The sequence below is a fragment of the Curtobacterium sp. Arg-1 genome (assembly GCF_025643395.1).
Taxonomy (GTDB): domain Bacteria; phylum Actinomycetota; class Actinomycetes; order Actinomycetales; family Microbacteriaceae; genus Curtobacterium; species Curtobacterium poinsettiae.
On the sequence record NZ_CP095731.1, the window covers coordinates 1,501,599 to 1,526,092 of the forward strand.

Below are 24,494 nucleotides of genomic sequence, written 5' to 3' on the forward strand. Positions count from 1 at the left end.
ATCCGATGCCGGTCTGGAGGCGCGGTGCGGGCCCGCCCCGAGCCTCCCGTCCGCCCCGCCCGGTCTCTTTCGCCGAGGGGTCGCGAACTGTCGGCTGCGGAGCCGTCAGGCGACGCCTTCTGCACCCGCGGCGGCCCGCGTGCGGCGTGTCATGCCCGCTCGGCGGCGCGCGCCGCGCGTGTCGCGATCCGATGCCGGTCTGGAGGCGCGGTGCGGCCCCGCCCCGAGCGTCCCGTCCGCCACGACGCGCGCGGGAATGTGGGCGGCCGCAGTTAGGCTGTTCCCACCCCGCAGCACACCGTACGAACCGGAGGTTCCGTGTCGGATTCCGACTCCTTCGTCCACCTGCACGTGCACAGCGAGTACTCGATGCTCGACGGCGCCGCCAGGCTCTCCGACCTCGTGGCGGAGACCGCCGCGCAGGGGATGCCCGCCGTGGCGGTGACCGACCACGGCAACATGTTCGGCGCCTTCGAGTTCTGGAAGGCCGCCAAGGCCGGTGGCGTCAAGCCCATCATCGGGACCGAGGCGTACATCACGCCCCGCACGCACCGCTCCGACAAGACCCGTGTCCGCTGGGGTGACGGCGGCGGCGACGACGTGTCCGGTGCGGGCTCGTACACGCACATGACGATGTTCGCCGAGAACACCACCGGCATGCACAACCTGTTCCGGTTGTCGTCCAAGGCGTCGCTCGAGGGCTACTACTTCAAGCCCCGCATGGACATCGAGCTCCTGCAGGAGTACCACCAGGGCATCATCGCCACGACGGGCTGCCCCTCGGGGGAGATCCAGACGCGCCTGCGCCTCGGCCAGTACGACGAAGCGGTGCAGGCCGCCGCCGACTACCGCGACATCTTCGGCAAGGAGAACTACTTCGCCGAGGTCATGGACCACGGGCTCGAGATCGAGCGCCGGATCATGAGCGACCTGATCCGCCTGGCGAAGGACCTCGACATCCCGCTGGTCGGCACGAACGACCTGCACTACACGCACGCCCACGACGCCAAGTCGCACGCGGCACTGCTCTGCGTGCAGTCCGGTTCGACCCTGAACGACCCGAACCGCTTCAAGTTCGATGCCGACGAGTTCTACCTGAAGACCCCGGCGCAGATGCGACACGTCTTCCGCGACAACCTCGAGGCCTGTGACAACACGCTGCTCATCGCCGAACGCTGCAACGTCGAGTTCGACACCTCGGCGAACTACATGCCGAAGTTCCCGGTGCCCGAGGGCGAGACCGAGCACTCCTGGTTCGAGAAAGAGGTCGCGAAGGGGCTGGAGTACCGGTACCCGGGCGGCATCTCGAAAGAGGTCCAGGACCGCGCCGACTACGAGGTCGGCATCATCAACCAGATGGGGTTCCCTGGCTACTTCCTGGTGGTCGCGGACTTCATCAACTGGTCCAAGAACAACGGCATCCGCGTCGGTCCGGGGCGTGGCTCCGGTGCCGGCTCGATGGTGGCGTACGCGATGCGCATCACCGACCTCGATCCGATCCGGCACGGTCTGATCTTCGAGCGGTTCCTCAACCCGGACCGCGTCTCGATGCCCGACTTCGACGTCGACTTCGACGACCGGCGCCGCGGTGAGGCGATCAAGTACGTCACCGAGAAGTACGGGTCGGAGCGCGTGGCGCAGATCGTCACGTACGGCACGATCAAGGCGAAGCAGGCGCTCAAGGACTCCTCGCGCGTCCTCGGGTTCCCGTTCGGCATGGGCGAGAAGCTCACCAAGGCGATGCCACCGCCCGTGATGGGCAAGGACATCCCGCTCACCGGGATCTTCGACAAGGACCACCCGCGCTACAAGGAAGCCGTCGACGTCCGCACCGTGGTCGAGACCGACCCCGAGGCGAAGACCGTCTTCGACACCGCACTCGGGCTCGAGGGGCTGAAGCGCCAGTGGGGCGTGCACGCGGCCGGCGTCATCATGTCGAGCGACCCGCTGATCGACATCATCCCGATCATGAAGCGGGAGCAGGACGGCCAGATCGTCACGCAGTTCGACTACCCGGCAGCGGAGTCGCTCGGCCTGATCAAGATGGACTTCCTGGGGCTCCGCAACCTCACGATCATCAGTGACGCCCTCGACAACATCAAGACGAACCGGGGGACCGAGCTCGACCTCGAGAACATGGGGCTCGAGGACCCCGAGGCGTACGCGCTCCTGCAGCGCGGTGACACCCTCGGCGTGTTCCAGCTCGACGGCGGGCCCATGCGCGGCCTGCTGCGGCTGATGAAGCCCGACAACTTCGAGGACATCTCCGCGCTCATCGCCCTGTACCGTCCGGGGCCCATGGGTGCGAACTCGCACACGAACTACGCGCTCCGCAAGAACGGCGAGCAGCCGATCACGCCGATCCACCCGGAGCTCGAAGAGCCCCTGAAGGACATCATCGGCACGACCTACGGCCTGATCATCTACCAGGAGCAGGTCATGGCCATCGCGCAGAAGGTCGCCGGGTTCTCCCTCGGCCAGGCGGACATCCTCCGCCGCGCGATGGGCAAGAAGAAGAAGTCCGAGCTCGACAAGCAGTACGCGGGCTTCCAGCAGGGCATGAAGGACAACGGCTACTCCGACGCGGCGATCAAGACGCTGTGGGACATCCTGCTGCCCTTCTCCGACTACGCGTTCAACAAGGCGCACTCGGCGGCCTACGGTGTGGTGTCCTTCTGGACCGCGTACCTCAAGGCGCACTACCCGGCCGAGTACATGGCGGCCCTGCTGACCTCGGTCGGTGACGCCCGCGACAAGCTCGCCCTGTACCTGAACGAGTGCCGGCGCATGGGCATCAAGGTCATGCCGCCGGACGTCAACGAGTCGATCGGCTTCTTCGCCGCAGTCGGTGACGACATCCGCTTCGGCATGGGCGCCATCCGCAACGTCGGGTTCAACGTGGTCGACGACATCGTCAAGGCCCGGACCGAGAAGGGTGCGTTCGAGTCCTTCCACGACTTCCTGCGCAAGATCCCGATCTCGTCGGCGAACAAGCGCACGGTCGAGTCGCTCATCAAGGCCGGTGCGTTCGACGAGTTCGGGGACACCCGCCGTGCCCTGGTGGAGATCCACGAGGGCGCCGTCGAGGGCGCGGTGAAGGTCAAGCGTGACGAGGCCCACGGCAACGTCGGGTTCGACTTCGACTCGCTCTTCGCCGAGGCCGCCGAGGACACTCCGAGCGCCGCGGTGTCCCAGGTGCCGGACCGGCCGGAGTGGTCCAAGCGCGACAAGCTGGCGTTCGAGCGGGACATGCTCGGGCTCTACGTGTCCGACCACCCGCTCGCCGGGCTCGAGATCGAACTCGCGAAGCACCAGTCGATCACCATCGCCGACCTGCTGACCGCCGACGACTCGATCGAGGGTGAGACGGTCACCGTCGCCGGCCTGCTGACGAGCGTGCAGCACCGGGTGGCGAAGACGAGCGGCAACCCGTACGGCATCGTCGACATCGAGGACTTCGGCGGGCAGATCGGGGTGATGTTCCTGGGCAAGACGTACCAGGAGTTCGGCCCGTCCCTGGTGGCCGACTCGATCGTCGTCCTGCGCGGCCGCGTCAACGTCCGCGACGACGGCAAGGCCCTGCACGCGGTGAGCATGTTCCAGCCGAACGTCGGCGACGCGATGGGTTCCGGCCCGCTCACCCTGTCACTGCCCGAACGGCAGGCCACGACGACCACGGTGACGGAACTCGCCGCCGTGCTCGGCCGTCACCAGGGCGACACCGAGGTCCGGCTGAAGCTGCTGAAGGACGACGTGGCACGCACCTTCGAGCTGCCCTTCCCGGTGAACCTCACCCCGGACCTGTTCGGCGAGCTGAAGAGCCTGCTCGGACCCCGCTGCCTGGTCTAGGAGCGTCGACCATGGCCGGTCCGCCGCTGCCGCCGGGCCCGGACGTGCTGCGGGCGTTCGGCGTGCACGACCGCCCGCTCGAGCGGCTCGGCGGCGGCCGCGGGCTGACGTGGCGCGCCGGGGACGTCGTGCTCCGGCCGTCCGGCGACCCCCTGGAGGCCCGGTGGCGGTCCGCCACGCTGGCCCGGCTCGTCCACACGGCCGGGTTCCGGACCCCGCGTCCGGTCGCCGCCGAGTCCGGGGACTGGATCATGGACGCCGGCACCGGCACCGGCACCGGCGACGGCGGGTGGGAGGCCTGGGGATGGGTCGACGGCCGGACCGACCCGACCCGCGTGGACCACGTCATCGCCGCGGGCGCTGCCTTCCACCGGGCCGTCGCGGACCTGCCGCGTCCCGAAGTCCTCGACCAGCGTGACGACCCCTGGAGCCGGGCGGACCGGATGGTCTGGGGCGACGCACCCCTGCCGGACGATCCAACGCTGGACCGCCTGGCGGCGACGTTCCAGCCGGTGACGTCCCCGTCCCAGCTCGTCCACGGTGACCTGCTCGGCAACGTGCTCTTCACGCCGGGGGAGCCACCCACGGTGTTCGACTGGGCGCCGTACTGGCGCCCGGCGGGCCTCGGTGCCGCGATCGCCGCGGTCGACGCCGTGACCTGGCACCGGGTCGCCGTCGGCCGGCTCGGCGTGCTCGGGACCGGCGTGCCGGAGTGGCCGCAGCTGCTCGTCCGTGCGCTGGCGTTCCGGATCGCCACGCTGCACCTGCTCGACGCGTGGGACACCGACCAGGTCGCCCACCACCGGCCCGTGGTCGACGCGGTCGTGCAGCACGCCGCCGGTACGCTGGAGGCCTCATGATGCAGCGAATCGACCTCCGCGGCGGCCTCCCCGCCCGTGCCGAACTCCTCCGACTCATGCCCCGTGCCGCGGGTGACGTGTCGCACGCGGTCGACGCCGCGCGCGAGTTGATCGAGGACGTCCGACACCGTGGGGCCGCGGCCCTGCGCGACCAGGCCGAGCGCTTCGACGGTGGGGCCCCCGCGAACGTGCGGGTGCCCGCCGCCGAGATCACCGCCGCGGTGGCCGGGCTCACCCCCGAGGTCCGGGCGGCCCTCGACGAGGCGATCTGCCGCGTCCGTGCCGCGAGTGCCGCGCAGATCCCCGCTCCGTCCGTGACGACCCTGGCCGACGGCGCCGAGGTCCACCAGCGCTGGCAGCCGATGCGCCGTGTCGGGCTCTACGTGCCCGGCGGCAAGGCCGTCTACCCGTCCAGCGTCGTGATGAACGTGGTCGCCGCCCAGGTCGCGGGCGTGCCCTCGATCGCCCTCGTGTCGCCGCCGCAGCGCGACCACGGCGGCGCGGTGCACCCGACGATCCTCGCCGCGGCGGGGCTGCTCGGCATCGACGAGGTCTACGCGATGGGTGGTGCCGGAGCCGTCGGCGCGCTGGCGTACGGCGTCGCCGAGCTCGACCTCGAGCCCGTCGACCTGGTCACCGGGCCGGGCAACAACTACGTCGCCGCCGCCAAGCGCCTGGTGCGCGGTGTGGTGGGCATCGACTCCGAGGCCGGGGCGACCGAGATCCTCGTGATCGCGGACGACACCGCCGACGCGGGGTTCGTGGCCGCCGACCTGATCAGCCAGGCCGAGCACGACGAGCAGGCCGGCAGCGTGCTGGTGACGACGTCCGCGGCGTTCGCCGACGCGGTGGAAGCCGCCATCCCGGAACGCACGGCGGTGCTCGGGACAGCTGCGCGCCTCCAGACCGCCCTGGACGGGCCGCAGTCCGCGATCGTCCTGGTGGACTCGCTGACCGACGCCGCGACCGTGAGCAACGCGTACGGGCCGGAACACCTGGAGATCCAGACGGTCGACGACGACGCCGTGCTGGCCGACATCGACGCCGCCGGTGCGGTGTTCGTCGGACCGAGCACGCCGGTGAGCCTGGGGGACTACCTGGCCGGGTCGAACCACGTGCTGCCGACCGGCGGCCAGGCCCGCTTCGGGTCCGGACTGTCCGCGTCGACGTTCCTGCGACCCCAGCAGATCGTCCGGTACACGCCCGAGGCCCTGGCCGAGGTGGCGCCGCACATCGTCGCCCTGTCCACCGAGGAGCAGCTCCCCGCGCACGGGGCCGCCGTGACGGAGCGCACGAACCGATAGCCTGGGGAACGACATGTTCTGCCCCTTCTGCCGCCACCCGGACTCCCGCGTCGTCGACTCACGGACGAGCGACGACGGAACCTCCATCCGCCGCCGTCGACAGTGCCCCAACTGCGGTCGACGGTTCTCGACCACCGAGACCGCATCGCTCAACGTCGTGAAGCGCAACGGCGTCACCGAGCCGTTCAGCCGCGACAAGATCGTCTCCGGTGTGCGCAAGGCGTGCCAGGGGCGCCCGGTCACCGACGGCGACCTGGCCGTCCTCGCGCAGCGCGTCGAGGAGACCGTGCGCTCCTCCGGGTCCAGCCAGATCGACGCGAACGACATCGGCCTCGCGATCCTCGCGCCCCTGCGGGAGCTCGACGAGGTCGCGTACCTGCGCTTCGCGAGCGTCTACCAGGCGTTCGACTCGCTCGAGGACTTCGAGGACGCCATCGGCCAGCTCCGTCGCGACCACCACGGGACGGCCGACAGCGCCGCCGGCTCGTCCGCACCGTCCGGCACACGCGCGTGAGCGGCATCGCCGAACGGATCGTGCGCGGCGGGTACCGCGTCGTGTTCCGCTCCGTGTTTGCGAACATGGACCCGGAACGCGCCCACCACCTGGCCTTCGCCGTCATCGCTGGGCTGCCTCGCGTGCCGTTCCTGAGCGGGGTCGTCGAGCGGTACTGCCGCCCGTCGGCAGCCGACGGCATCACCACGATGGGCATCCACTTCCCGTCGCGCTTCGGCCTGGCGGCGGGCTTCGACAAGGACGCCCGCGGCATCGCCGGGCTCGGCCTGCTCGGCTTCGGCCACGTCGAGGTCGGCACCATCACCGCAAAGCCGCAGCCCGGCAACGAGCGCCCGCGCCTGTTCCGACTGATCGGCGACCGCGCCCTGATCAACCGCATGGGCTTCAACAACCACGGCGCGGCTGCGGCCGCCCGACGTCTCGAGCGCGCCCGCCGCAACCCGGGCCGGCCCGTGATCGGCGTGAACATCGGCAAGAGCCGGGTCGTCTCGGTCGAGGACGCCATCGACGACTACCTCGAGTCCACCCGCCGCCTGGCGACGTTCGCGGACTACCTGGCGGTCAACGTCAGCTCGCCGAACACGCCCGGCCTGCGCGGACTGCAGGAACTCGACCAGCTCCGACCGCTGCTCTCCGCGGTGCGCGACGGCGCGGGGCGCACCCCGGTGCTCGTCAAGATCGCACCGGACCTGACCGACGAGCAGATCGACGCGATCGCGGGCCTGGCGGTCGAGCTCGGCCTGTCCGGCGTGATCGCGAACAACACGACCACCGCGCGCGAGGGACTGACGGCCGACCCGTCCGACGTCGAGGCGATGGGTGCCGGTGGACTCTCCGGTGCGCCGGTCGCCGCGCGTTCGCTCGAGGTCCTGCGTCGGGTCCGCGCCGCCGTGCCGGCGGACTTCTGCGTCATCGCCGTCGGTGGCGTGACCACCGAGCAGGACGTGCAGGACCGCATCGACGCCGGGGCGACGCTGGTGCAGGGCTACACGGCGTTCCTCTACGAGGGGCCGACCTGGGCAGCGCGCATCAACCGGCTGCGCCGACGTCGGCTGCGTCGCGCCGCGCGCTAGTCGCGACCACCATCCGGACGGGAGGCCCGTGGCGACGCCGCCACGGGCCTCCCGTCCGTCCTGGGGCGCGCCTGCGCATCGGGTGAGCAGAACACGCCGTGGCTCGCCAGTCGACCCGTCGTGTTCTGCTCACTCGATCACCGATGCGGAGCGGGGGAGCGGGGAACAGGGGAGCGGGAACGACGAAGCGCCGCCCGGCAGGCCGGGCGGCGCTTGGTTCGTGTGCGTGTGGCTAGAGCGTGGGGTACTCGCCGCGCCGGACCTGGGGCTTCGGCAGCCGCAGGAACCGCAGCTGCCACGCCCGCGTCAGGATGTAGAGGAACGTGCCGCGCTGGAAGTCGCCGAACTTGGTGGTGAGCTTGCGGCGGAGCGACAGCCAGAGCACCACGCAGTCGATGACGAACAGCGCCACGAACGCCCACACCAGCAGGAGCGAGTAGGACGCGACCACGGTCTGCGCGGCGGCGAACCCGACGATGAGGAACAGCACGAGCACGGGCATCATGACCTCGCCGACGTTCCAGCGGGCGTCGATCCAGTCGCGGACGAAGCGTCGCTGCTCACCGCGGTCCTTGGCCGGCAGGTAGCGCTCCTCGCCGTTGGCCATGCCGACCCGTGCGCGCTCGCGCTCGGAGTTGAGGCGTGCACGGGCTGCCTTCTTGTCGACCGGCGTGTTGCCGACGAGGGGGCGGCGGTTCGCTGCCTCTCGCTCGCGGCGGGACGGCGTCGGGCGGCCCTTGCCCTGCTCGAGGAGCTCGGCCTCGGTCGGGTTGACGGTCGTGTTGGTCTTGGGGGCTGCCTTCGCCACGGTGCGTTCCTAACGGCGGTGTGCGTGCGGGATCTCCTCTAGATTACCGGGCATGACCGACAGCCAACAGCACAGCCCCGCGACCGACCCTGCGCTCCTCGACGCCCTGCGCGAACACGTCCAGGGGGCCCTGCCCACGACGATCGCCGACCTGTCCGCCCTGGTACGCCTGCCGTCGGTCTCCTGGTCGGCCTTCGACCCGTCGAACGTGCGCGCGAGTGCCGAGGCCGTCGCGGACCTGGCGCGGTCGACCGGGGTCTTCGGCCCGGACGACGTCCGGATCGTGCGGTCGGCAGTGTCCGGCTCGACCGCCGACGTCGCCGAGGCGGACGCCGAGACCGAGCTCGGCCAGCCGGCGGTGCTCGCGGTGCGCCCGGCGCGGAACGGCAAGCCGACGGTGATGCTCTACGCCCACCACGACGTGCAGCCGCAGGGCGACGAGGCCCTGTGGGAGACCCCGCCGTTCGAGCCGACGCTCCGCGGTGACCGCCTGTACGGTCGCGGCGCCTCGGACGACAAAGCCGGCGTGATGACCCACATCGCCTCGCTCCGCGCGGTGCACGCCCAGTTCGGCGACGACCTCGACCTCGGGATCGTGCTGTTCGTCGAGGGCGAGGAGGAGTTCGGCTCCCGCTCGTTCCGCACCTTCCTGCGCGAGCAGAAGGAGCACCTGGCCGCCGACGTCATCGTCGTGGCGGACAGCGACAACTGGTCGACCGAGGTGCCGTCGATCACGGTGTCGCTGCGCGGCAACGTCACCTTCAAGCTCACCCTGACCACGCTCGAGCACGCCAGCCACAGCGGCATGTTCGGGGGAGCGGCCCCGGACGCGATGATCCCGATGGTGCGGCTGCTCGCCTCGCTGCACGACGCCGACGGGTCGGTCGCCGTCGAGGGGCTGGCCTCGTACGAAGCCGACGTGCCGGAGCGCACCGAGGACGAACTCGCCGTCGACGCCGCACTCGTTCCCGGTGTGCGCCCGATCGGTACCGGCGCCGTGCTGTCCCGCATGTGGTTCCAGCCGTCGATCACGGTGACGGGCATGGACGTGCCGAGCGTCGCGAACGCCTCGAACACCCTGCTGCCCACGGTCTCGGCACGGGTCTCGGTCCGCGTCGCCCCCGGCCAGGACGCCCGCGAGGCCGCCGCTGCCGTCGAACGGCACCTGCGCGAGCACGTCCCGTTCGGCGCACGGATGGAGGTCACCGAGCCGGACAGCGGCGACGGATTCCTCGTCGACACCGCCGGCTGGGCCGTGCAGGAGGCCCGCACGGCCATGCGCGAGGGCTGGGGTGCCGAGGCGGTCGAGCAGGGCATCGGCGGGTCGATCCCGTTCGTGTCGGACCTGGCTGCGGAGTTCCCGGACGCGCAGATCCTGGTCACCGGCGTCGAGGACCCGGACACCCGCGCGCACAGCCCGAACGAGTCGCAGCACCTCGGCGTCCTGCACCGTGCCATCGCGTCGGAGACGATCCTGCTCGCCAGGCTCGCGACGCGCAGCTGAGGGTGCTTACAATCGAGGCCAGGCGCGGTGACCAGCACCGCCCGGAGGGAGACGCGCGATGAGCGACACCATCACCGAAGCACCGGCGACCGAGACCCCGTCGCACGGCGTCCTCCTGAGCGACGCCGCTGCCGGCAAGGTGGCGAGCCTGCTCGAACAAGAGGGCCGCGACGACCTGCGCCTGCGCCTCGCCGTCCAGCCCGGTGGCTGCTCGGGCCTGATCTACCAGCTGTACTTCGACGAGCGCATGCTCGACGGTGACGTCACCGCCGAGTTCGACGGGGTCGAGGTCGTCGTCGACAAGATGAGCGTCCCGTACCTCGACGGCGCGACGATCGACTTCGAGGACACGATCCAGAAGCAGGGCTTCACGATCGACAACCCGAACGCGCAGGGCAGCTGCGCCTGCGGTGACAGCTTCCACTGATCGCCAGCGATCCGACACGCGAGCGGGGAGCGACCGGAACGGTCGCTCCCCGCTCGCGTTCGTGTGACCGGACATGGCGCGCCGGGGCGCGGCGGAACCGGGGGGAATCGTGCCCGCCGACGTGCGGATCGAGGCCAGAACCGTGGCGTGTGTGCGCGAGCGGTGGCGAGCTGCGAGTAAGCTAGGAGTGTTCCAATCAAGCTGGGAGCCAGCCAAGCGCCGCCTTCGTGCGGCTCGCCGTCGGACACGACGGGCTGACCTTCCGAAGCTCACGTCTTTTGCGAGAGGTAACAGTGCGTTCGAATCGCCGTATACGTTGGGCGGCCGTCCCGGTGGCCGTCGGTCTGGTCATCGCACTGGCTGGCTGCACGCAGCAGCAGATGAACGGATGGCTCCCCGGCACGGAGGAGACGAAGAACGTCACCAACCACACGAGCCGCATCGTCGGCCTGTGGACCACCAGCTGGGTCGTGCTCCTCGCCGTCGGTCTGATCGTGTGGGGCCTGATCATCTGGGCCGCGATCGTCTACCGCCGCCGGAAGGGCCAGACCGGCCTGCCCGTGCAGATGCGATACAACATGCCGCTCGAGATCTTCTACACGATCGTGCCGCTGATCCTGGTGCTCGGCTTCTTCGCCTTCACCGCGAAGGACCAGGCCGCGATCGAGAAGCCCTTCGCCGACCCCGACGCCACCGTGCACGTGTACGGCAAGCGCTGGGCGTGGGACTTCAACTACATCAACAAGGACAACCCCGAAGAGAGCGTCTACTACCAGGGCATCCAGGCCCAGGAAGAAGAGAACGCCAAGGGGGCGATCGACGAGTCGCAGCTGCCGACCCTCTACCTGCCCAAGGGCAAGAAGGTCGCGATCGAGCTCTCGTCGCGCGACGTCGACCACTCCTTCTGGGTCATCGACTTCCTGTACAAGAAGGACATGCTCCCGGGCAAGACCAACTGGGAGTACTTCATCCCGGAGAAGCTCGGCACGTACCAGGGCAAGTGCGCGGAGCTCTGCGGTGAGTACCACTCGCTGATGCTCTTCCAGGTGAAGGTCGTCACGCCGGCCCAGTACGAGGCGTACCTCGGCACCCTGAAGGACCAGGGCAAGGTCGGCCTGCTCGGCAACGAGTACAACACCAACACCAACGAACCGAACAACAAGGCGCCGGTCGAGGCGTCCAGCGAGAACAAGTAGGGGCTCGTCAGATGACAACGTCACTCGTCGGCCAACCGACCCAGACCGCTTCGCCGGACTTCCAGGCGTCGAAGGTGGGCCGGAAGGGCAACATCGTCGTCCGGTGGATCACCTCCACCGACCACAAGACCATCGGGTACATGTACCTGATCGCGTCGTTCGTCTTCTTCCTGCTCGCAGGTGTGATGGCCCTCGTGATCCGTGCCCAGCTCTTCGAACCCGGCCTGCACGTGGTCGCGACGAAGGAGCAGTACAACCAGCTGTTCACGATGCACGGCACGATCATGCTGCTGATGTTCGCGACGCCGCTGTTCTCGGGCTTCGCGAACGCGATCATGCCGCTCCAGATCGGTGCGCCGGACGTCGCCTTCCCGCGACTCAACGGGTTCGCCTTCTGGCTCTACCTGTTCGGTTCGCTCATCGCGGTCGGTGGCTTCCTCACCCCGCAGGGCGCTGCCTCGTTCGGCTGGTTCGCCTACGCGCCACTGAGTGACACGACGTTCACACCAGGGCTCGGCGGGACACTCTGGGTCTTCGGCCTGGGCATGACCGGCTTCTCGACGATCCTCGGTGCGGTGAACTTCATCACCACGATCATCACGATGCGCGCCCCTGGTCTGACCATGTTCCGCATGTCGATCTTCACGTGGAACACCCTCGTGACCGCGCTCCTCGTCCTGATGGCCTTCCCGGTCCTCGCGACGGCGCTCTTCGGCCTCGGTCTCGACCGTGTGTTCAACGCCCAGATCTTCAACCCGGCCAACGGCGGGGCCCTGCTCTGGCAGCACCTGTTCTGGTTCTTCGGGCACCCCGAGGTGTACATCATCGCGCTGCCGTTCTTCGGCATCGTGTCCGAGGTCTTCCCGGTGTTCAGCCGCAAGCCGATCTTCGGCTACAAGACCCTGGTGTACGCGACCATCTCGATCGCGGCCCTGTCGGTCACGGTGTGGGCACACCACATGTACGTCACCGGTGGCGTCCTGCTCCCGTGGTTCTCGCTCATGACGATGCTCATCGCGGTCCCGACCGGCGTGAAGATCTTCAACTGGGTCGGCACGATGTGGCGCGGTTCGGTCACGTTCGAGACCCCGCTGCTCTGGGCCCTCGGGTTCCTGATCACCTTCACGTTCGGTGGTCTGACCGGTGTCATCCTGGCGTCGCCGCCGCTCGACTTCCACGTGTCCGACTCGTACTTCGTCGTCGCGCACTTCCACTACGTGGTCTTCGGCACCGTCGTGTTCGCGATGTTCTCCGGCTTCTACTTCTGGTGGCCGAAGTGGACCGGCAAGATGCTCAACGAGCGTCTCGGCAAGATCCACTTCTGGCTCCTGTTCATCGGGTTCCACACCACGTTCCTCATCCAGCACTGGCTGGGCGTCATCGGCATGCCGCGTCGGTACGCGACCTACCTGCCGAACGACGGCTTCACGTGGATGAACCAGCTGTCGACGATCGGCTCGATGATCCTCGCGATCTCGTTCCTGCCGTTCATCTTCAACGTCTACGTGACCGCTCGGAACGCACCGAAGGTCGCCGTGAACGACCCGTGGGGCTACGGCCGCTCGCTCGAGTGGGCGACCTCCTGCCCGCCGCCGCGCCACAACTTCACGTCGATCCCGCGCATCCGTTCGGAGTCCCCGGCGTTCGACCTGAACCACCCCGAGGCCGGTGTGCCGATCGGTGTCGGTCCCGCGAAGGACGCCCCCGATGCCCCGACCTACGACGCCGCGAAGGGCGAGGTGAAGTAACGCCATGCGCGCGAACACCAACCTGTTCTGGATCCTCTTCGGGTTCTTCATCCTCGCGGACGCCGCGTACACGATCTGGGCGATGCTCTACTACGGTCACCCGGAGTGGGTCGGCACCGTGGCGATCGGCCTGACGGGCATCATGTCGGCGTTCATCGCCTTCTACCTCGGCAAGGTGATGTCGTCGCAGGGCGGCGTCCTGCCCGAGGACCGCCCGGACGCCAACATCGAGGACGGCGACGCCGAACTCGGGCACTTCAGCCCCTGGTCCTGGTGGCCCATCCTGCTGGCCGCCGCGGTCGCCGTGTGCTTCCTCGGCGTGGCAGCCGGCCTCTGGATCGTCCCGATCGGTCTCGTCCTCGTGGCGATCACCCTGGTCGGCTGGGTCTACGAGTACTACCGCGGCAACTTCGGGCACTGACCCGGCGCTGCAGCGCACCTGACACTTCGGGCGGCACCAGAACGGTGCCGCCCGAAGTGCGTCCGGGCACAGATCTCCGGTTCGGATCCGGAACAAACGGGCCCGCCCGCGACTTGACTGGAGCGGACCTCCCACCACAGCGAAAGGAGTCACCTCAGGTGACCGACAAGCGCACCCTCATCATCTTCGGCGCGACGGGCGACCTCGCCTCCCGCCTGCTCCTGCCGGGCCTCGGCACGTTCCTGCAGAGCGGCCGTGCCGTCCCCGTGCAGCTGATCGGCACGGGCCGCAGCGAGCGCAGCCCCGAGAAGTGGAAGGACATCGTCACGCAGTCCTTCGCGTCGCAGGACGTCAAGGGGCCGGAGGTCGACGCGACCATCGAGTCGACGCAGTTCATCCAGGGCGACCCCACCGACCCGAAGCACCTCGAGGCGCTGTTGGCCGCGGCCGACTCCGAGCCGATCCTGTACTTCGCGCTCCCGCCGCAGATCGCCTCCGACATCTGCGAGGCGCTCCAGCACGTCGAGCTCCCCGAGGGCACGACCCTGGCCTTCGAGAAGCCCTTCGGCACCGACGTCGCGAGCGCCCAGGCCCTCAACGAGACGGTGCTCAAGCTCGTCCCCGAGGACCGCGTGCACCGCACCGACCACTTCCTCGGCCGCACCACGGTGCTGAACATCATCGGTCTGCGCTTCGCGAACCGCCTGTTCGAGCCGATCTGGAACGCCGAGAACATCGAGAAGGTCGACGTCTTCTACGACGAGACCCTCGGTCTCGAGAACCGCGCCCAGTACTACGACGAGGCCGGCGCGATGGTCGACATGATCCAGTCGCACCTGCTGCAGATCCTCGGCCTGGTCACGATGGACGCCCCGTCCGCGATCGACGCGGTCGAGTTCCGCTCGTCGCTCGCCCGGGTCCTGCGCTCCACGCGTCTGAAGGGCGACGACGCGAAGATCGCGTCCCGCCGTGCGGTCTACACGGCCGGCACCATCGACGGCAAGGAACTGCCCTCGTACCAGGAAGAGGACGGCGTCGACCCGTCGCGCCAGACGGAGACCCTCGCCGAGATCTCGGTCGAGGTCGACACCGCCCGCTGGGCCGGCGTCCCCTTCACGCTGCGCTCCGGCAAGGCCCTCGGCGCCAGCCGCAAGGAGGTGCTGATCACCTTCAAGCCGGTCACGCGCCTGCCCTCCGGCCTGAGTGGTCGCCCGAAGACCGACACGCTCCGCATCGTCCTGAACCCGGACGAGATCGAGCTGACGGTGTCGGCCAACGGTGGCGGCAACCCGTTCGAGATGGGGCAGGTCACCCTGTCGTCGTCGTTCAGCGACGGCGAGCTCACCCCGTACGGCGAGGTCCTGAACGGCATCTTCCACGACGACCCGCTGCTCTCGATCCGCGGCGACGTGGCCGAGCGCTGCTGGGAGATCGTCGAGCCGGTCGTCGCCGCCTGGAAGGCCGACGAGGTCCCGCTCGAGGAGTACCGCGCCGGTTCGCGCGGCCCGGCGGACTGGGAGTCGTCGTCCTGACGGACGCGTTCTCGACGTCCTGAACGGACGCCCTGACGGACGGGAGGCCCGGCGCCAGCTGGCACCGGGCCTCCCGTCCGTCTGTGGGTCGCGTGCAGAGCACCGCGAGACGCCGTCGTGTCGGCGAGACGCCGCCAGATCCGGCGGCGTCTCGACGTTGTCGAGGTGTGGTGCGAAGACGACGGCGTCTTCGCGGGGTGGAGCGACGCGTCAGGCGGGGGAGCCGGCTCGCTCACCCTCGCCGGTCCACGAGCGGGTGCCCCCGTCGTGCACGGACAACCGTGTGCGGTGTCCGACGGCGGCTCCCCGGGCGCGCTCGATGGCGTCGGCCGCCGACACCAGGGTGAGGTGCGACAGCACCTGCGGGGTGTTGCCGATGTGGTGGCCCGTGGCGACGTCGATCTCCTCGGAGAGCATGCCGACGTCGTTCGCGTACCCGACCAGCACGTCCATCAGGCGCTCGGCGTCGTCCACGCGGCCCGAGGCGGCGTACTGCTCCACCAGCCAGAACGAGCACGCCAGGAACGGGTGCTCAGCGCCCGACAGGCCGTCGAAGCCCGCGGTCGTGCGGTAGCGGAGCACGAGGCCGTCGTCCCCGACCCGCAGGTCCTCCTCGATCGCGCGCACCGTGCCGGTCATCCGGGGGTCGTCGGCGCGGCAGAAGCCGACCTGCGGCAGGACGAGCAGGCTGGCGTCGACCTCGCCGGTGTCGTAGTGCTGGCGGAACGATCCGCGCTCGGCGTTCCAGCCGTGCTCCTCGATCTCGGCGCGGACCGTGTCGCGCAACGTCCGCCAGCGGTCGACGGGACCCTCGAGGCCGAACTCCTCGACCGCGGCGACCCCACGGTCGAAGGCGGCCCAGATCATCACCCGTGAGTGTGTGAAGCTGCGGCGCGGACCGCGCATCTCCCAGATGCCGTTGTCCGGCTCCTGCCAGTGCTCCTCGACGTAGCCGAGCAGGGCCCGCTGCAGCGCCCACGAGTCGGCGTTCTCCTCGACCCCGAGCTCGCGGGCGTCGTGCAGCGCGGACAGGACCTCGCCGAAGACGTCGCCCTGGTACTGCGTCGAGGCACCGTTGCCGATGCGGACCGGGGTCGACCCGAGGTACCCGGGCAACTCGGGGATCTCGCGTTCGGGCAGTTCGCGTTCGCCGGCGATCCCGTACATGATCTGCACGTCCGCGGGGTCGCCCGCGATGGCCCGCAGCAGCCAGCCCCGCCAGTGCGTGGCCTCGTCCCGGTACCCGTGGGCGATGAGCGAGGCGAGCGCGAGGGACGCGTCGCGGAGCCACACGTAGCGGTAGTCCCAGTTGCGTTCGCCGCCGGGGTCCTCGGGCAGGCCCGTGGTCGCGGCGGCGACGACGCCACCCGTCTCACCGTGGGTCATCGCGCGGAGGAACACCAGCGACCGGCGGGTGGCTGCCGCGTACCGGCCGGTGGTCTTTGCGGGCGCGGTCCATCCCGTCCACCACGACAGGGTGTGGGCGAGGGCCGCGTCGACGTCGAGGGGTTCCGGCGGTTCGCGGTGCGACGGGTACCAGGTGAGCACGGTGTCGAGCACCTCGCCGTCGTGGATCGTCGTGACGGCGGTGTGCCGGTGGTCGTCGGCACGGAACCGCGGCCCGCGCACGATCACCGAGCCGGGGCCGGCCGTCGCGAGGAGCGCCGGTTCGTCGTCGTCCCCGATCTGCCGGATCCACGGCAGGGCGCGCGAGTAGTCGAACCGGATGCGCAGGGTCTGGCGCATCTCGACGGTGCCGCGGAGGCCGCGGACGCGGCGCACGATCGACGGCCGGTGCGCCCCGACGGGCATGAACTCGGTGACCTCGACCACGCCGTCGCGGGTGGTCCAGACGGTGGAGAGCACGAGCGTGTCCCCGCGGTACCGCCACCGGGCGGTGGCGTCACCGTCGACGGGGCGCAGGGTCCAGTGTCCGTGGTCCTCGGTGCCGAGCAGCGAGGCGAACGTCGACGAGCTGTCGAAGCGCGGCAGGCAGGCCCAGTCGATCGTGCCGTCCCGGCCGACCAGGGCAGCGGTCCCGGTGTCGCCGATCAGGGCGTGGTCCTCGATGCGGTTCGGCGGGGTGGGCGGTGCTTCCGGCTCGGTGCTCATGGACCGATCGAACACCCGCTGGCCGTGCGCCGCGGTCCGCGACGGGTGGCCCTGGCCGAGACCGTTGTGAGGGGTCGCTCAGGCCGGTTCGGAGGCGTCGGAATCGATGATGCCGATGCGCGCGAGCTCGCTCCAGAGCCCGGCGCCGTCCGGGGCGTAGACCCACGGCGCCGAGGAGTCGCGGGAGCGTTCCTGCGCCCGCGAACGACCACCGGCCAGGACCGCTTCGCTCGTGGACAGCTGCCGGATGGCGACGCCCGCGACGTTGTCCGGGTGCTCCCGCGAGAAGTCGCCGTAGAGGCTCTCGTCGTGCTGGCCGTCGTCGCCGACCAGGAGCCAGCGGATGTCCGGGAAGTCCTGGGCGAGCCGCCGCAGGTTCTGCTGCTTGTGCAGCTGGCCACTGCGGAAGAACCGGTCGTGGGTGGGGCCCCAGTCGGTGAGCAGCAGCGTGCCGGACGGGTACATGTTGCGCGACAGGAAGCGCTGCAGCGTCGGCGCGACGTTCCACGCCCCGGTCGACAGGTACACGGTCGGCGATCCCGGGTGCTGCGCCAGGATCCGCTCGTAGAGCACGGACATGCCGGGTACGGGGCGGCGGGCGTGCTCGGTGAGCACGAAGGAGTTCCAGGCGGCCAGCATGGGGCGGGGGAGCGAGGTGACCATCACGGTGTCGTCGATGTCGGACAGCAGCCCGAAGCGGGTGTCCGGGTGCACCACGAACACGTCGGCCTCGACGTCACGGCCGCCACCCGCCGACAGTCGCACCGTGCGCCAGCCGGGCTCGAGGTCGATCGGGACGATGGTGTCGACGACGCCGCCACGGTCGGTCTGCACCACGTGCGAGACCCCGCCGGCGGTGACGGTGACCTCGGCGTGGTCGACGGCGACGCTCGTGAAGCTCTTCCAGCCACGGACGCCGGCGTAGGAGACGTCGGAGGCGAGACCGCGGCGCGTCAGCAGCACGCGGCAGAGGATGCGGACCCATCCGGGTGCGCCGTAGCCGGTGTACGGGACCACCGTGGGGACCAGGCCGCGGCGGCGTGCACGGTGCTCGCGGAACTCCTGGACGGCGTCCTCGATGCGGGCCGCGCGGTGCAGGAGCGGCTCGGCCAACGACGGCTCGTGGGGCGTCGGGTCGGGCATGGCGTCATCCTCCCACGGGCGGCTGACGAAACCCGCGCGCTGGACAGAACTGGTGCGTCGCAACTGGTGAGTCGCAGCCACGTTCCAGGTCCGTTCTGCGAAAGTTGTCCCCGTCACGCCAACGAACCGCGCTGGAGCGCAAGAGGAGAACACGTGCTCGTCACCGAGGTAACGAACGCTCTGCCGGGGGGATCATCACTGCTCAGGAACGAGCCGGTCCAAGCCCGCAGTTCGGCGCGCCTCGCCGGCCTCCTCGACGCCGCTGCCGCGGTGATCGACGAGATCGGGTTCGAGCGGCTCACGACCGCCATGGTGGCCGAGCGCGCGGGGGCGTCGATCGGCACCGTCTACCGGTACTTCCCGGACCGCATCGCCGTGGTCGAGGCGCTCGCGATCCGCTGCACCCAGCGGCTCGCCGCCCGCTTCGTCGAGGCGCTCGACGCCAGCGGCGCCGAGACCTGGCAGGACGCCAACGACGCGCTCATCGACCTGACCGCCGAGATGTACCGCACCGAGCCCGGCTTCCGGGCGATCCGGTTCGGCGACCCGGCGGACACCGGGACCGGTGACGCGGAAGACCGCATGGGTGCGCTCGGCGCAGCCGTGGGCCAGATCATGCGCGACCGTTTCGGTCTGCCGGACGACGAGCACGTCACCCGTGCCTGGGTCGTCCTCGCCGAGTCCGGTCACGCGGTGCTGGCGCGGGCACACCGCGACCGTGAGCACCCCGACACCGAGCTGATCGAGGAGTACCGCCGGATGAACCGCACCCACCTCGAATCGGTGATCGCCGCCTCCTGACGACCCCGTCGAACCGGCGCGACACGCCGGTGACCGAACCGACCCGCCCGTGTCCTCCGAACAGGAGGCGCGGGCGTCGTCGTCCCCCGACACATCGCGCTGAACCGGTGGTGGTCCCACGATCTCCCGGTCGTCCGGAACCCGTCACGCGGCGTCGTGACCGAACCGATGTCGGCACCCCCGGGTACTCTCATCCGAAGTCGGGCTACCTCCGAACAGAAGGGCACCCCATGATCGAGTTCCGCTCGGTGCGCAAGACCTACCCGGACGGCACGACTGCGGTCGAGCACTTCGATCTGGTCATCCCGTCCCGGACCACCACCGTCTTCGTCGGATCCAGCGGCTGTGGCAAGACCACGCTGCTCCGCATGATCAACCGCATGGTCGACCCCACCTCCGGCACCGTCGAGATCGACGGGTCGGACGTCGCCGGGATCAACCCCGTCGAGCTCCGTCGCCACATCGGGTACGTCATGCAGAACTCCGGACTGCTGCCGCACCGCAAGGTCGTCGACAACATCGCGACGGTCCCGCTGCTGACCGGCGTCTCCAAGGCCGATGCCCGCAAGCGTGCCCTCGAACTCATGGACACCGTCGGACTCGACCGCGCGTTCGCAGACCGCTACCCGTCGCAGCTCTCCGGCGGCCAGCAGCAGCGCGTCGGGGTCGCCCGCGGGCTCGCCGTCGACCCGAACATCCTGCTCATGGACGAGCCGTTCGGGGCCGTCGACCCCCTGGTGCGCAACGACCTGCAGGACGAACTCATCCGGCTGCAGCGCGAGCTCGGCAAGACCGTCGTGTTCGTGACGCACGACATCGACGAGGCGTTCAAGCTCGGCGACCAGGTCGTCATCCTCAAGAAGGGCGGCGAGATCGCCCAGCAGGGGACGCCGGCCGAGATCCTCGCCGCACCCGCTGACGACTTCGTCGCGACGTTCATCGGCGCAGGCCGCGGGCGCCGTGCGCTGCGGGTCGAGCAGACCCCGACCGGTCCGATCGTCGTCGACGGCGAAGGGCGTGCAGCCGGTGTGCTGACGGGCCCCGTCGGGGTCGTCGACGCCGCCCAGGCCGTGCCCCAGTCCGACACCCGAGCAGCAGAGGCCGGAGCGTCGCACGACGCACCGGGTGCTCCGGCGCAGGGTGGGGGCACCCGGTGAAGTGGGTGCTGGCGAACCTCGACACGATCTGGGACAACACGGTCTCCCACCTCGCGATCGCGATCCCGCCGATCATCGTGGCGTTCCTGCTGTCGATCCCCATCGGGTGGCTGGTCGTCCGACTGCAGCGGCCCGGTGGGTCGCGCTTCGCGTCCGGGGTGGGGAGCAGCATCGTGACCCTCGCCGGTCTGCTGTACGCGATCCCGTCACTCGCGCTGTTCGTGGCGCTGCCGGGCATCATCGGCACCGGCCTGCAGAGCCCGATCAACGTCGTCATCGGCCTGACCCTGTACGGCCTCGCACTCATGGTGCGGTCCACGGTCGACGGGCTGACCTCGGTCGACGCCGAGACCAAGTCCGCCTCGACCGCCATGGGCTACTCGCCGGCGCAGCGCTTCTTCCGCGTGGAACTCCCGCTCGCCGGTCCGGTGCTGCTGGCCGGGCTCCGGGTCGTCGCGGTCTCCACGATCTCGCTGACCACGGTCGGCGCGGTCCTCGGGATCCCGAGCCTCGGCCTGCTCTTCACCGACGGCCTGGGTCGCGGGATCTACGAAGAGATCCTCTCCGGCATCGTCATGGTGCTCGTGCTCGCGTTCGCCATCGACGGCCTGCTGGTGCTGCTCGGGCGACTGGTGATGCCGTGGACCCGCACGAGCTCGGTGTCGCGTCGTCAGTCCCGTCGGGTCCTGCAAGCAGCGGAGGTCTCCTCGTGATCATCGGACAGGCCTTCGCGTGGGTGTTCGACCCCACGAACTACGGCGGCTACAACGGCATCCCCACGCGCGTGTGGGAGCACGTGTGGATCACCCTGCTCGCGGTGCTCATCGCGGCGGTCATCGCGGTGCCGGTCGGCTACGCGATCGGGCACACCCGCCGAGCACGCGGTGTCTCGATCGCGGTCTCCGGCGGGGTGCGTGCGCTCCCGACGCTCGGTGTGCTCTCGCTCTTCGGCCTGCTGCTCGGCATCGGGCTGCAGGCACCATTGCTCGCGCTCGTCATCCTGGCGATCCCGTCGGTGCTCGCCGGTGCCTACTCCGGCATCGAGTCCGTCGACCCGGGTGTCGTCGACGCCGCGAAGGCCCAGGGCATGACCGGGTGGCAGATCCTGTGGAAGGTCGAGATCCCACTCGGGCTCCCGCTCCTGATCGGTGGGATCCGCGCAGCGGTGCTGCAGGTCGTCGCGACCGCCACGCTCGCCGCGTACGTCGGGGCCGGTGGCCTCGGCGGCTACTTCTTCCTCGGCCTGAAGACCCAGGACTACGCCGAGATGCTCGGCGCCTCCATCCTCGTGATCGCCCTCGCGATCGCGTTCGAGATCGTGTTCGCCGTGCTGCAGCGGGCGGCGGTGCCGAAGGGCACCGCGGACCCGTCGGCCCGACAGCGTCAGGGGTCGCGAGAGCGAGCCCGCAATCCACTCCCGGAAGGAAATCCCTCGTGATCACAGCACCCAAGATCCGCGCCGGAGTCGCCGCCGCGATGGCGGTGGGCGTCGTCGCCGCCCTCGCCGGCTGCGCGTCGAGCGACCCGCTCGACAGCGGCTCCAGCAACTCGTCCGACTCGAAGACCATCGTCGTCGGCTCGCAGCAGTACTACTCGAACGAGATCATCGCCGAGCTCTACGCCCAGGTCCTCGAGAAGGACGGCTTCGATGTCAAGCGCAACTTCAACATCGGGCAGCGTGAGGTCTACATCCCGCAGCTCGAGAAGGGCGCCATCGACGTCATGCCCGAGTACAGCGGCAACCTGCTGCAGTAGCTTCGACAAGGACTCCGACGCGAAGACCGCCGACCAGATCGACGACGGACTCGACAAGGCCCTGCCGAAGGGCCTCCGCGTCCTCGACGAAGCCGAGGCGACCGACCAGGACAGCTACACCGTCACGAAGAAGTTCTCCGAGGACAACGACGTCACGAGCCTGGCCGACCTGAAGAACGTCGACGAGAAGCTCACCGTGGGTGCCAACTCCGAGAACCAGACGCGGCCGTACGGGCCGAAGGGGCTCAAGTCGGTCTACGGCGTCGACGTCGACTTCAAGGCGATCGAGGACGGCGGCGGCGCCCTGACCGTCAAGGCGCTCAAGGACGACACCGTCCAGCTGGCTGACATCTACACGGCCGACCCGAGCATCAAGGCGAACGGCTTCGTCACGCTGAAGGACCCGGAGAACCTGATCCTGCCGCAGAACGTGGTGCCGGTCGTCTCGAAGAAGGTCAACGAGAAGGCTGCCGACGCGATCGACTCGGTCAACGAGAAGCTCACGACGGATGCCCTGATCGAGCTCAACACCAAGAGCACGGCCGACAAGGAGAAGGCGTCCACCATCGCCGAGGACTGGCTCAAGGCCGAGGGTCTGCTGTAGCCACAGCTCCACGAACGAAGCGACAGGCGTCGGGTGTCCACCCGGCGCCTGTCGTCGTTTCCGGACCGGGCGAAGCGAACATCCGTGCCGCACGGTTGTGCCGTGCAGGGGCTTTGCACGTTTGTGCACGCGAGGGTTCTACAAGTTGTCGAATCGACGGACGTCGCGATAGCGTTGGGGTGTCCCAAGGGCTGTGACACCTGATGTATCCGTTCCACAGGAAGCAACTGACGTGCACGAACAGCGCGCGGCCACCCGTCTCGGAAACGCCGCATGAACGACCTCCTCGATCCGCTCCTCTTGTCGCGGTGGCAGTTCGGTCTGACGACCATCTACCACTTCCTCTTCGTCCCGTTGACGATCGGCATGGCGGCCGTGGTGGCCGTGTTCCAGACCGCCTGGTACCGCACCGGCCGCGCGCACTACCTGCAGCTCACGCGGTTCTTCGGACGGATCTTCCTCATCAACTTCGCCATGGGCGTCGTGACGGGCATCGTGCAGGAGTTCCAGTTCGGCATGAACTGGTCGAACTACTCGCGCTTCGTCGGTGACGTCTTCGGCGCACCGCTCGCGCTCGAGGGCATCCTGGCGTTCTTCTTCGAGGCGGCGTTCATCGGCATCTGGATCTTCGGTTGGGACCGCCTGCCGAAGGCCCTGCACCTGGCGAGCATCTGGTGCGTCAGCGCGGGCACGATCATGTCGGCGTACTTCATCATCGCGGCGAACGCGTTCATGCAGCACCCGGTCGGCTTCGCGATGAACGAGGCCAAGGGGCGCGCCGAGCTCACCGACATCTGGGCGGTGCTCGGCAACAAGGTCGCGCTGGCCGCGTTCCCGCACACGCTCTTCGCCTGCTTCATGGTCGCCGCGGCGGTCATCATCTCGGTCGCTGCCTACCACCTGGCCCGCAACCAGAACCTCGAGACGATGATGCCGGCGCTGAAGTTCGGCATGTGGACCATGCTCGCGGCCGGGGCGCTCACCGTCCTGACCGGCGACCAGCTCGGTCTGACCATGGTCGACACGCAGCCGATGAAGATGGCGTCGGCCGAGGCGCTGTACAACACGGCCACCGGCAAGGACGCATCGTTCTCGATCTTCACGCTGGGCACCCCCGACGGCGTCCACGAGCTGTTCTCGATCCGGGTGCCGTACCTGCTGTCGTTCCTGTCGACGCACACGTTCAACGGCACGGTCGAGGGCATCAACGACCTGCAGGCGCAGTACACCCAGGTCTACGGCCCCGGCGACTACAAGCCGATCATCTGGGTCACCTACTGGTCGTTCCGCTGGATGATCGCCCTGGGCGTCGGTGCGGTCATGGTCTCGCTCGTCGGACTCTGGCTGACCCGCAAGGGCCGGTTCCCGACGCAGCGCTGGGTGTGGCGCATCGCCACCTGGACGGCGCCGCTGCCGATGGCCGCGATGATCGTCGGCTGGGTCTTCACGGAGATGGGCCGCCAGCCGTGGCTCGTGTTCGGGCTGCTCCGGACGAAGGACGGCGTCTCCCCGAACGTGACCGGACTCGAGGTCCTCATCTCGCTGCTGGTCTTCACCGCGATCTACGGCACGCTGGCCGTCGTCGAGTTCAAGCTCATCAAGAAGGTCGCGCAAGAAGGCCCCGCCGACCCGGACGAGGTCGACGAGGAGACCGGCGAGGTCAAGCACGAAGTGACGGTCTACTAG

Annotated in this window: 21 protein-coding genes; 18 read left to right on the forward strand and 3 right to left on the reverse strand. The window is 69.4% G+C overall.

Translation table 11 applies throughout. The annotated features are described in order from the left end of the window. Nucleotides 1-369 precede the first annotated feature (369 nt). Genes dnaE through MXD64_RS07265 form a run of 5 tightly spaced genes read left to right on the forward strand, consistent with a single transcriptional unit; the run spans nt 370 to nt 7,600 of the window. A complete protein-coding gene (gene dnaE, locus MXD64_RS07245) occupies nt 370-3,849 on the forward strand; it encodes a DNA polymerase III subunit alpha (protein WP_042537439.1) in 3,480 nt (1,159 codons plus the stop codon). 11 nt (nt 3,850-3,860) lie between these two features. Further along, nucleotides 3,861-4,709, forward strand: a complete 849-nt coding sequence (locus MXD64_RS07250) for a hypothetical protein (RefSeq protein ID WP_071251370.1) — start codon at nt 3,861-3,863, stop codon at nt 4,707-4,709. After that, nucleotides 4,706-6,013, forward strand: a complete 1,308-nt coding sequence (hisD, locus tag MXD64_RS07255) for a histidinol dehydrogenase (protein ID WP_263137337.1) — start codon at nt 4,706-4,708, stop codon at nt 6,011-6,013. The genes MXD64_RS07250 and hisD overlap by 4 nt, the downstream gene beginning before the upstream one ends. Nucleotides 6,014-6,026: 13 nt before the next feature. Next, nucleotides 6,027-6,527, forward strand: coding sequence for a transcriptional regulator NrdR (gene nrdR, locus MXD64_RS07260; protein WP_017886638.1), 501 nt, complete (start codon nt 6,027-6,029; stop codon nt 6,525-6,527). After that, the gene (locus tag MXD64_RS07265) at nt 6,524-7,600 is read left to right on the forward strand and encodes a quinone-dependent dihydroorotate dehydrogenase (protein ID WP_082046807.1); all 1,077 of its coding nucleotides are present in this window, start codon (nt 6,524-6,526) and stop codon (nt 7,598-7,600) included. The genes nrdR and MXD64_RS07265 overlap by 4 nt, the downstream gene beginning before the upstream one ends. A 232-nt stretch (nt 7,601-7,832) precedes the next feature. Here MXD64_RS07265 and MXD64_RS07270 read toward each other — a convergent pair whose 3' ends face one another. Continuing rightward, the gene (locus MXD64_RS07270) at nt 7,833-8,408 is read right to left on the reverse strand and encodes a DUF3043 domain-containing protein (protein WP_017886640.1); all 576 of its coding nucleotides are present in this window, start codon (nt 8,406-8,408) and stop codon (nt 7,833-7,835) included. A 52-nt stretch (nt 8,409-8,460) separates the two neighbouring features. On the opposite strand from MXD64_RS07270, the gene MXD64_RS07275 reads away from it, so the two are divergent. The 6 genes from MXD64_RS07275 to MXD64_RS07300 all read left to right on the forward strand — a co-directional run bounded on the left by MXD64_RS07275 (nt 8,461) and on the right by MXD64_RS07300 (nt 15,236). Next, complete coding sequence (locus MXD64_RS07275) at nt 8,461-9,912, forward strand: dipeptidase (protein ID WP_017886641.1); 1,452 nt, start codon at nt 8,461-8,463, stop codon at nt 9,910-9,912. Nucleotides 9,913-9,970: 58 nt separating this feature from the next. Next, on the forward strand, nt 9,971-10,339 hold the full coding sequence (locus MXD64_RS07280; protein ID WP_017886642.1) for a HesB/IscA family protein: 369 nt from the start codon (nt 9,971-9,973) through the stop codon (nt 10,337-10,339). 293 nt (nt 10,340-10,632) lie between these two features. Continuing rightward, on the forward strand, nt 10,633-11,535 hold the full coding sequence (gene ctaC, locus MXD64_RS07285) for an aa3-type cytochrome oxidase subunit II (protein ID WP_031259441.1): 903 nt from the start codon (nt 10,633-10,635) through the stop codon (nt 11,533-11,535). 11 nt (nt 11,536-11,546) lie between these two features. Then, the gene (ctaD, locus tag MXD64_RS07290) at nt 11,547-13,283 is read left to right on the forward strand and encodes an aa3-type cytochrome oxidase subunit I (RefSeq protein WP_017886644.1); all 1,737 of its coding nucleotides are present in this window, start codon (nt 11,547-11,549) and stop codon (nt 13,281-13,283) included. A 4-nt stretch (nt 13,284-13,287) separates the two neighbouring features. Next, nucleotides 13,288-13,704 (forward strand): cytochrome c oxidase subunit 4, encoded by a 417-nt coding sequence (locus tag MXD64_RS07295; protein WP_017886645.1) that lies wholly within the window; start codon nt 13,288-13,290, stop codon nt 13,702-13,704. 158 nt (nt 13,705-13,862) lie between these two features. Continuing rightward, nucleotides 13,863-15,236 (forward strand): glucose-6-phosphate dehydrogenase, encoded by a 1,374-nt coding sequence (locus MXD64_RS07300; protein ID WP_017886646.1) that lies wholly within the window; start codon nt 13,863-13,865, stop codon nt 15,234-15,236. A 210-nt stretch (nt 15,237-15,446) separates the two neighbouring features. Here MXD64_RS07300 and MXD64_RS07305 read toward each other — a convergent pair whose 3' ends face one another. Continuing rightward, nucleotides 15,447-17,348 carry a glycoside hydrolase family 15 protein gene (locus tag MXD64_RS07305; RefSeq protein ID WP_214585300.1) on the reverse strand — a complete coding sequence of 634 codons (1,902 nt, stop codon included), beginning with the start codon at nt 17,346-17,348 and terminating at the stop codon, nt 15,447-15,449. A gap of 78 nt (nt 17,349-17,426) precedes the next feature. After that, nucleotides 17,427-18,491: an App1 family protein gene (locus MXD64_RS07310; RefSeq protein ID WP_042537314.1), complete on the reverse strand. Its 1,065-nt coding sequence runs from the start codon at nt 18,489-18,491 to the stop codon at nt 17,427-17,429. A 270-nt stretch (nt 18,492-18,761) separates the two neighbouring features. On the opposite strand from MXD64_RS07310, the gene MXD64_RS07315 reads away from it, so the two are divergent. From MXD64_RS07315 to MXD64_RS07340, 7 genes are all read left to right on the forward strand, one after another. After that, nucleotides 18,762-19,292: a TetR/AcrR family transcriptional regulator gene (locus MXD64_RS07315; protein WP_214585299.1), complete on the forward strand. Its 531-nt coding sequence runs from the start codon at nt 18,762-18,764 to the stop codon at nt 19,290-19,292. A gap of 230 nt (nt 19,293-19,522) precedes the next feature. Beyond that, nucleotides 19,523-20,449 carry an ABC transporter ATP-binding protein gene (locus MXD64_RS07320; RefSeq protein ID WP_017886650.1) on the forward strand — a complete coding sequence of 309 codons (927 nt, stop codon included), beginning with the start codon at nt 19,523-19,525 and terminating at the stop codon, nt 20,447-20,449. Further along, on the forward strand, nt 20,446-21,162 hold the full coding sequence (locus MXD64_RS07325; RefSeq protein WP_017886651.1) for an ABC transporter permease: 717 nt from the start codon (nt 20,446-20,448) through the stop codon (nt 21,160-21,162). The genes MXD64_RS07320 and MXD64_RS07325 overlap by 4 nt, the downstream gene beginning before the upstream one ends. Further along, complete coding sequence (locus tag MXD64_RS07330; protein WP_017886652.1) at nt 21,159-21,887, forward strand: ABC transporter permease; 729 nt, start codon at nt 21,159-21,161, stop codon at nt 21,885-21,887. The genes MXD64_RS07325 and MXD64_RS07330 overlap by 4 nt, the downstream gene beginning before the upstream one ends. Next, nucleotides 21,884-22,204, forward strand: a complete 321-nt coding sequence (locus MXD64_RS17750) for a glycine betaine ABC transporter substrate-binding protein (RefSeq protein WP_317629855.1) — start codon at nt 21,884-21,886, stop codon at nt 22,202-22,204. Before MXD64_RS07330 ends, MXD64_RS17750 begins: the two co-directional genes overlap by 4 nt. Continuing rightward, entirely contained in the window at nt 22,128-22,808 is a 681-nt protein-coding gene (locus MXD64_RS07335) for an ABC transporter substrate-binding protein (RefSeq protein WP_317629856.1), read from the forward strand. The genes MXD64_RS17750 and MXD64_RS07335 overlap by 77 nt, the downstream gene beginning before the upstream one ends. Before the next feature lie 273 nt (nt 22,809-23,081). After that, nucleotides 23,082-24,494, forward strand: coding sequence for a cytochrome ubiquinol oxidase subunit I (locus MXD64_RS07340; RefSeq protein WP_017886654.1), 1,413 nt, complete (start codon nt 23,082-23,084; stop codon nt 24,492-24,494).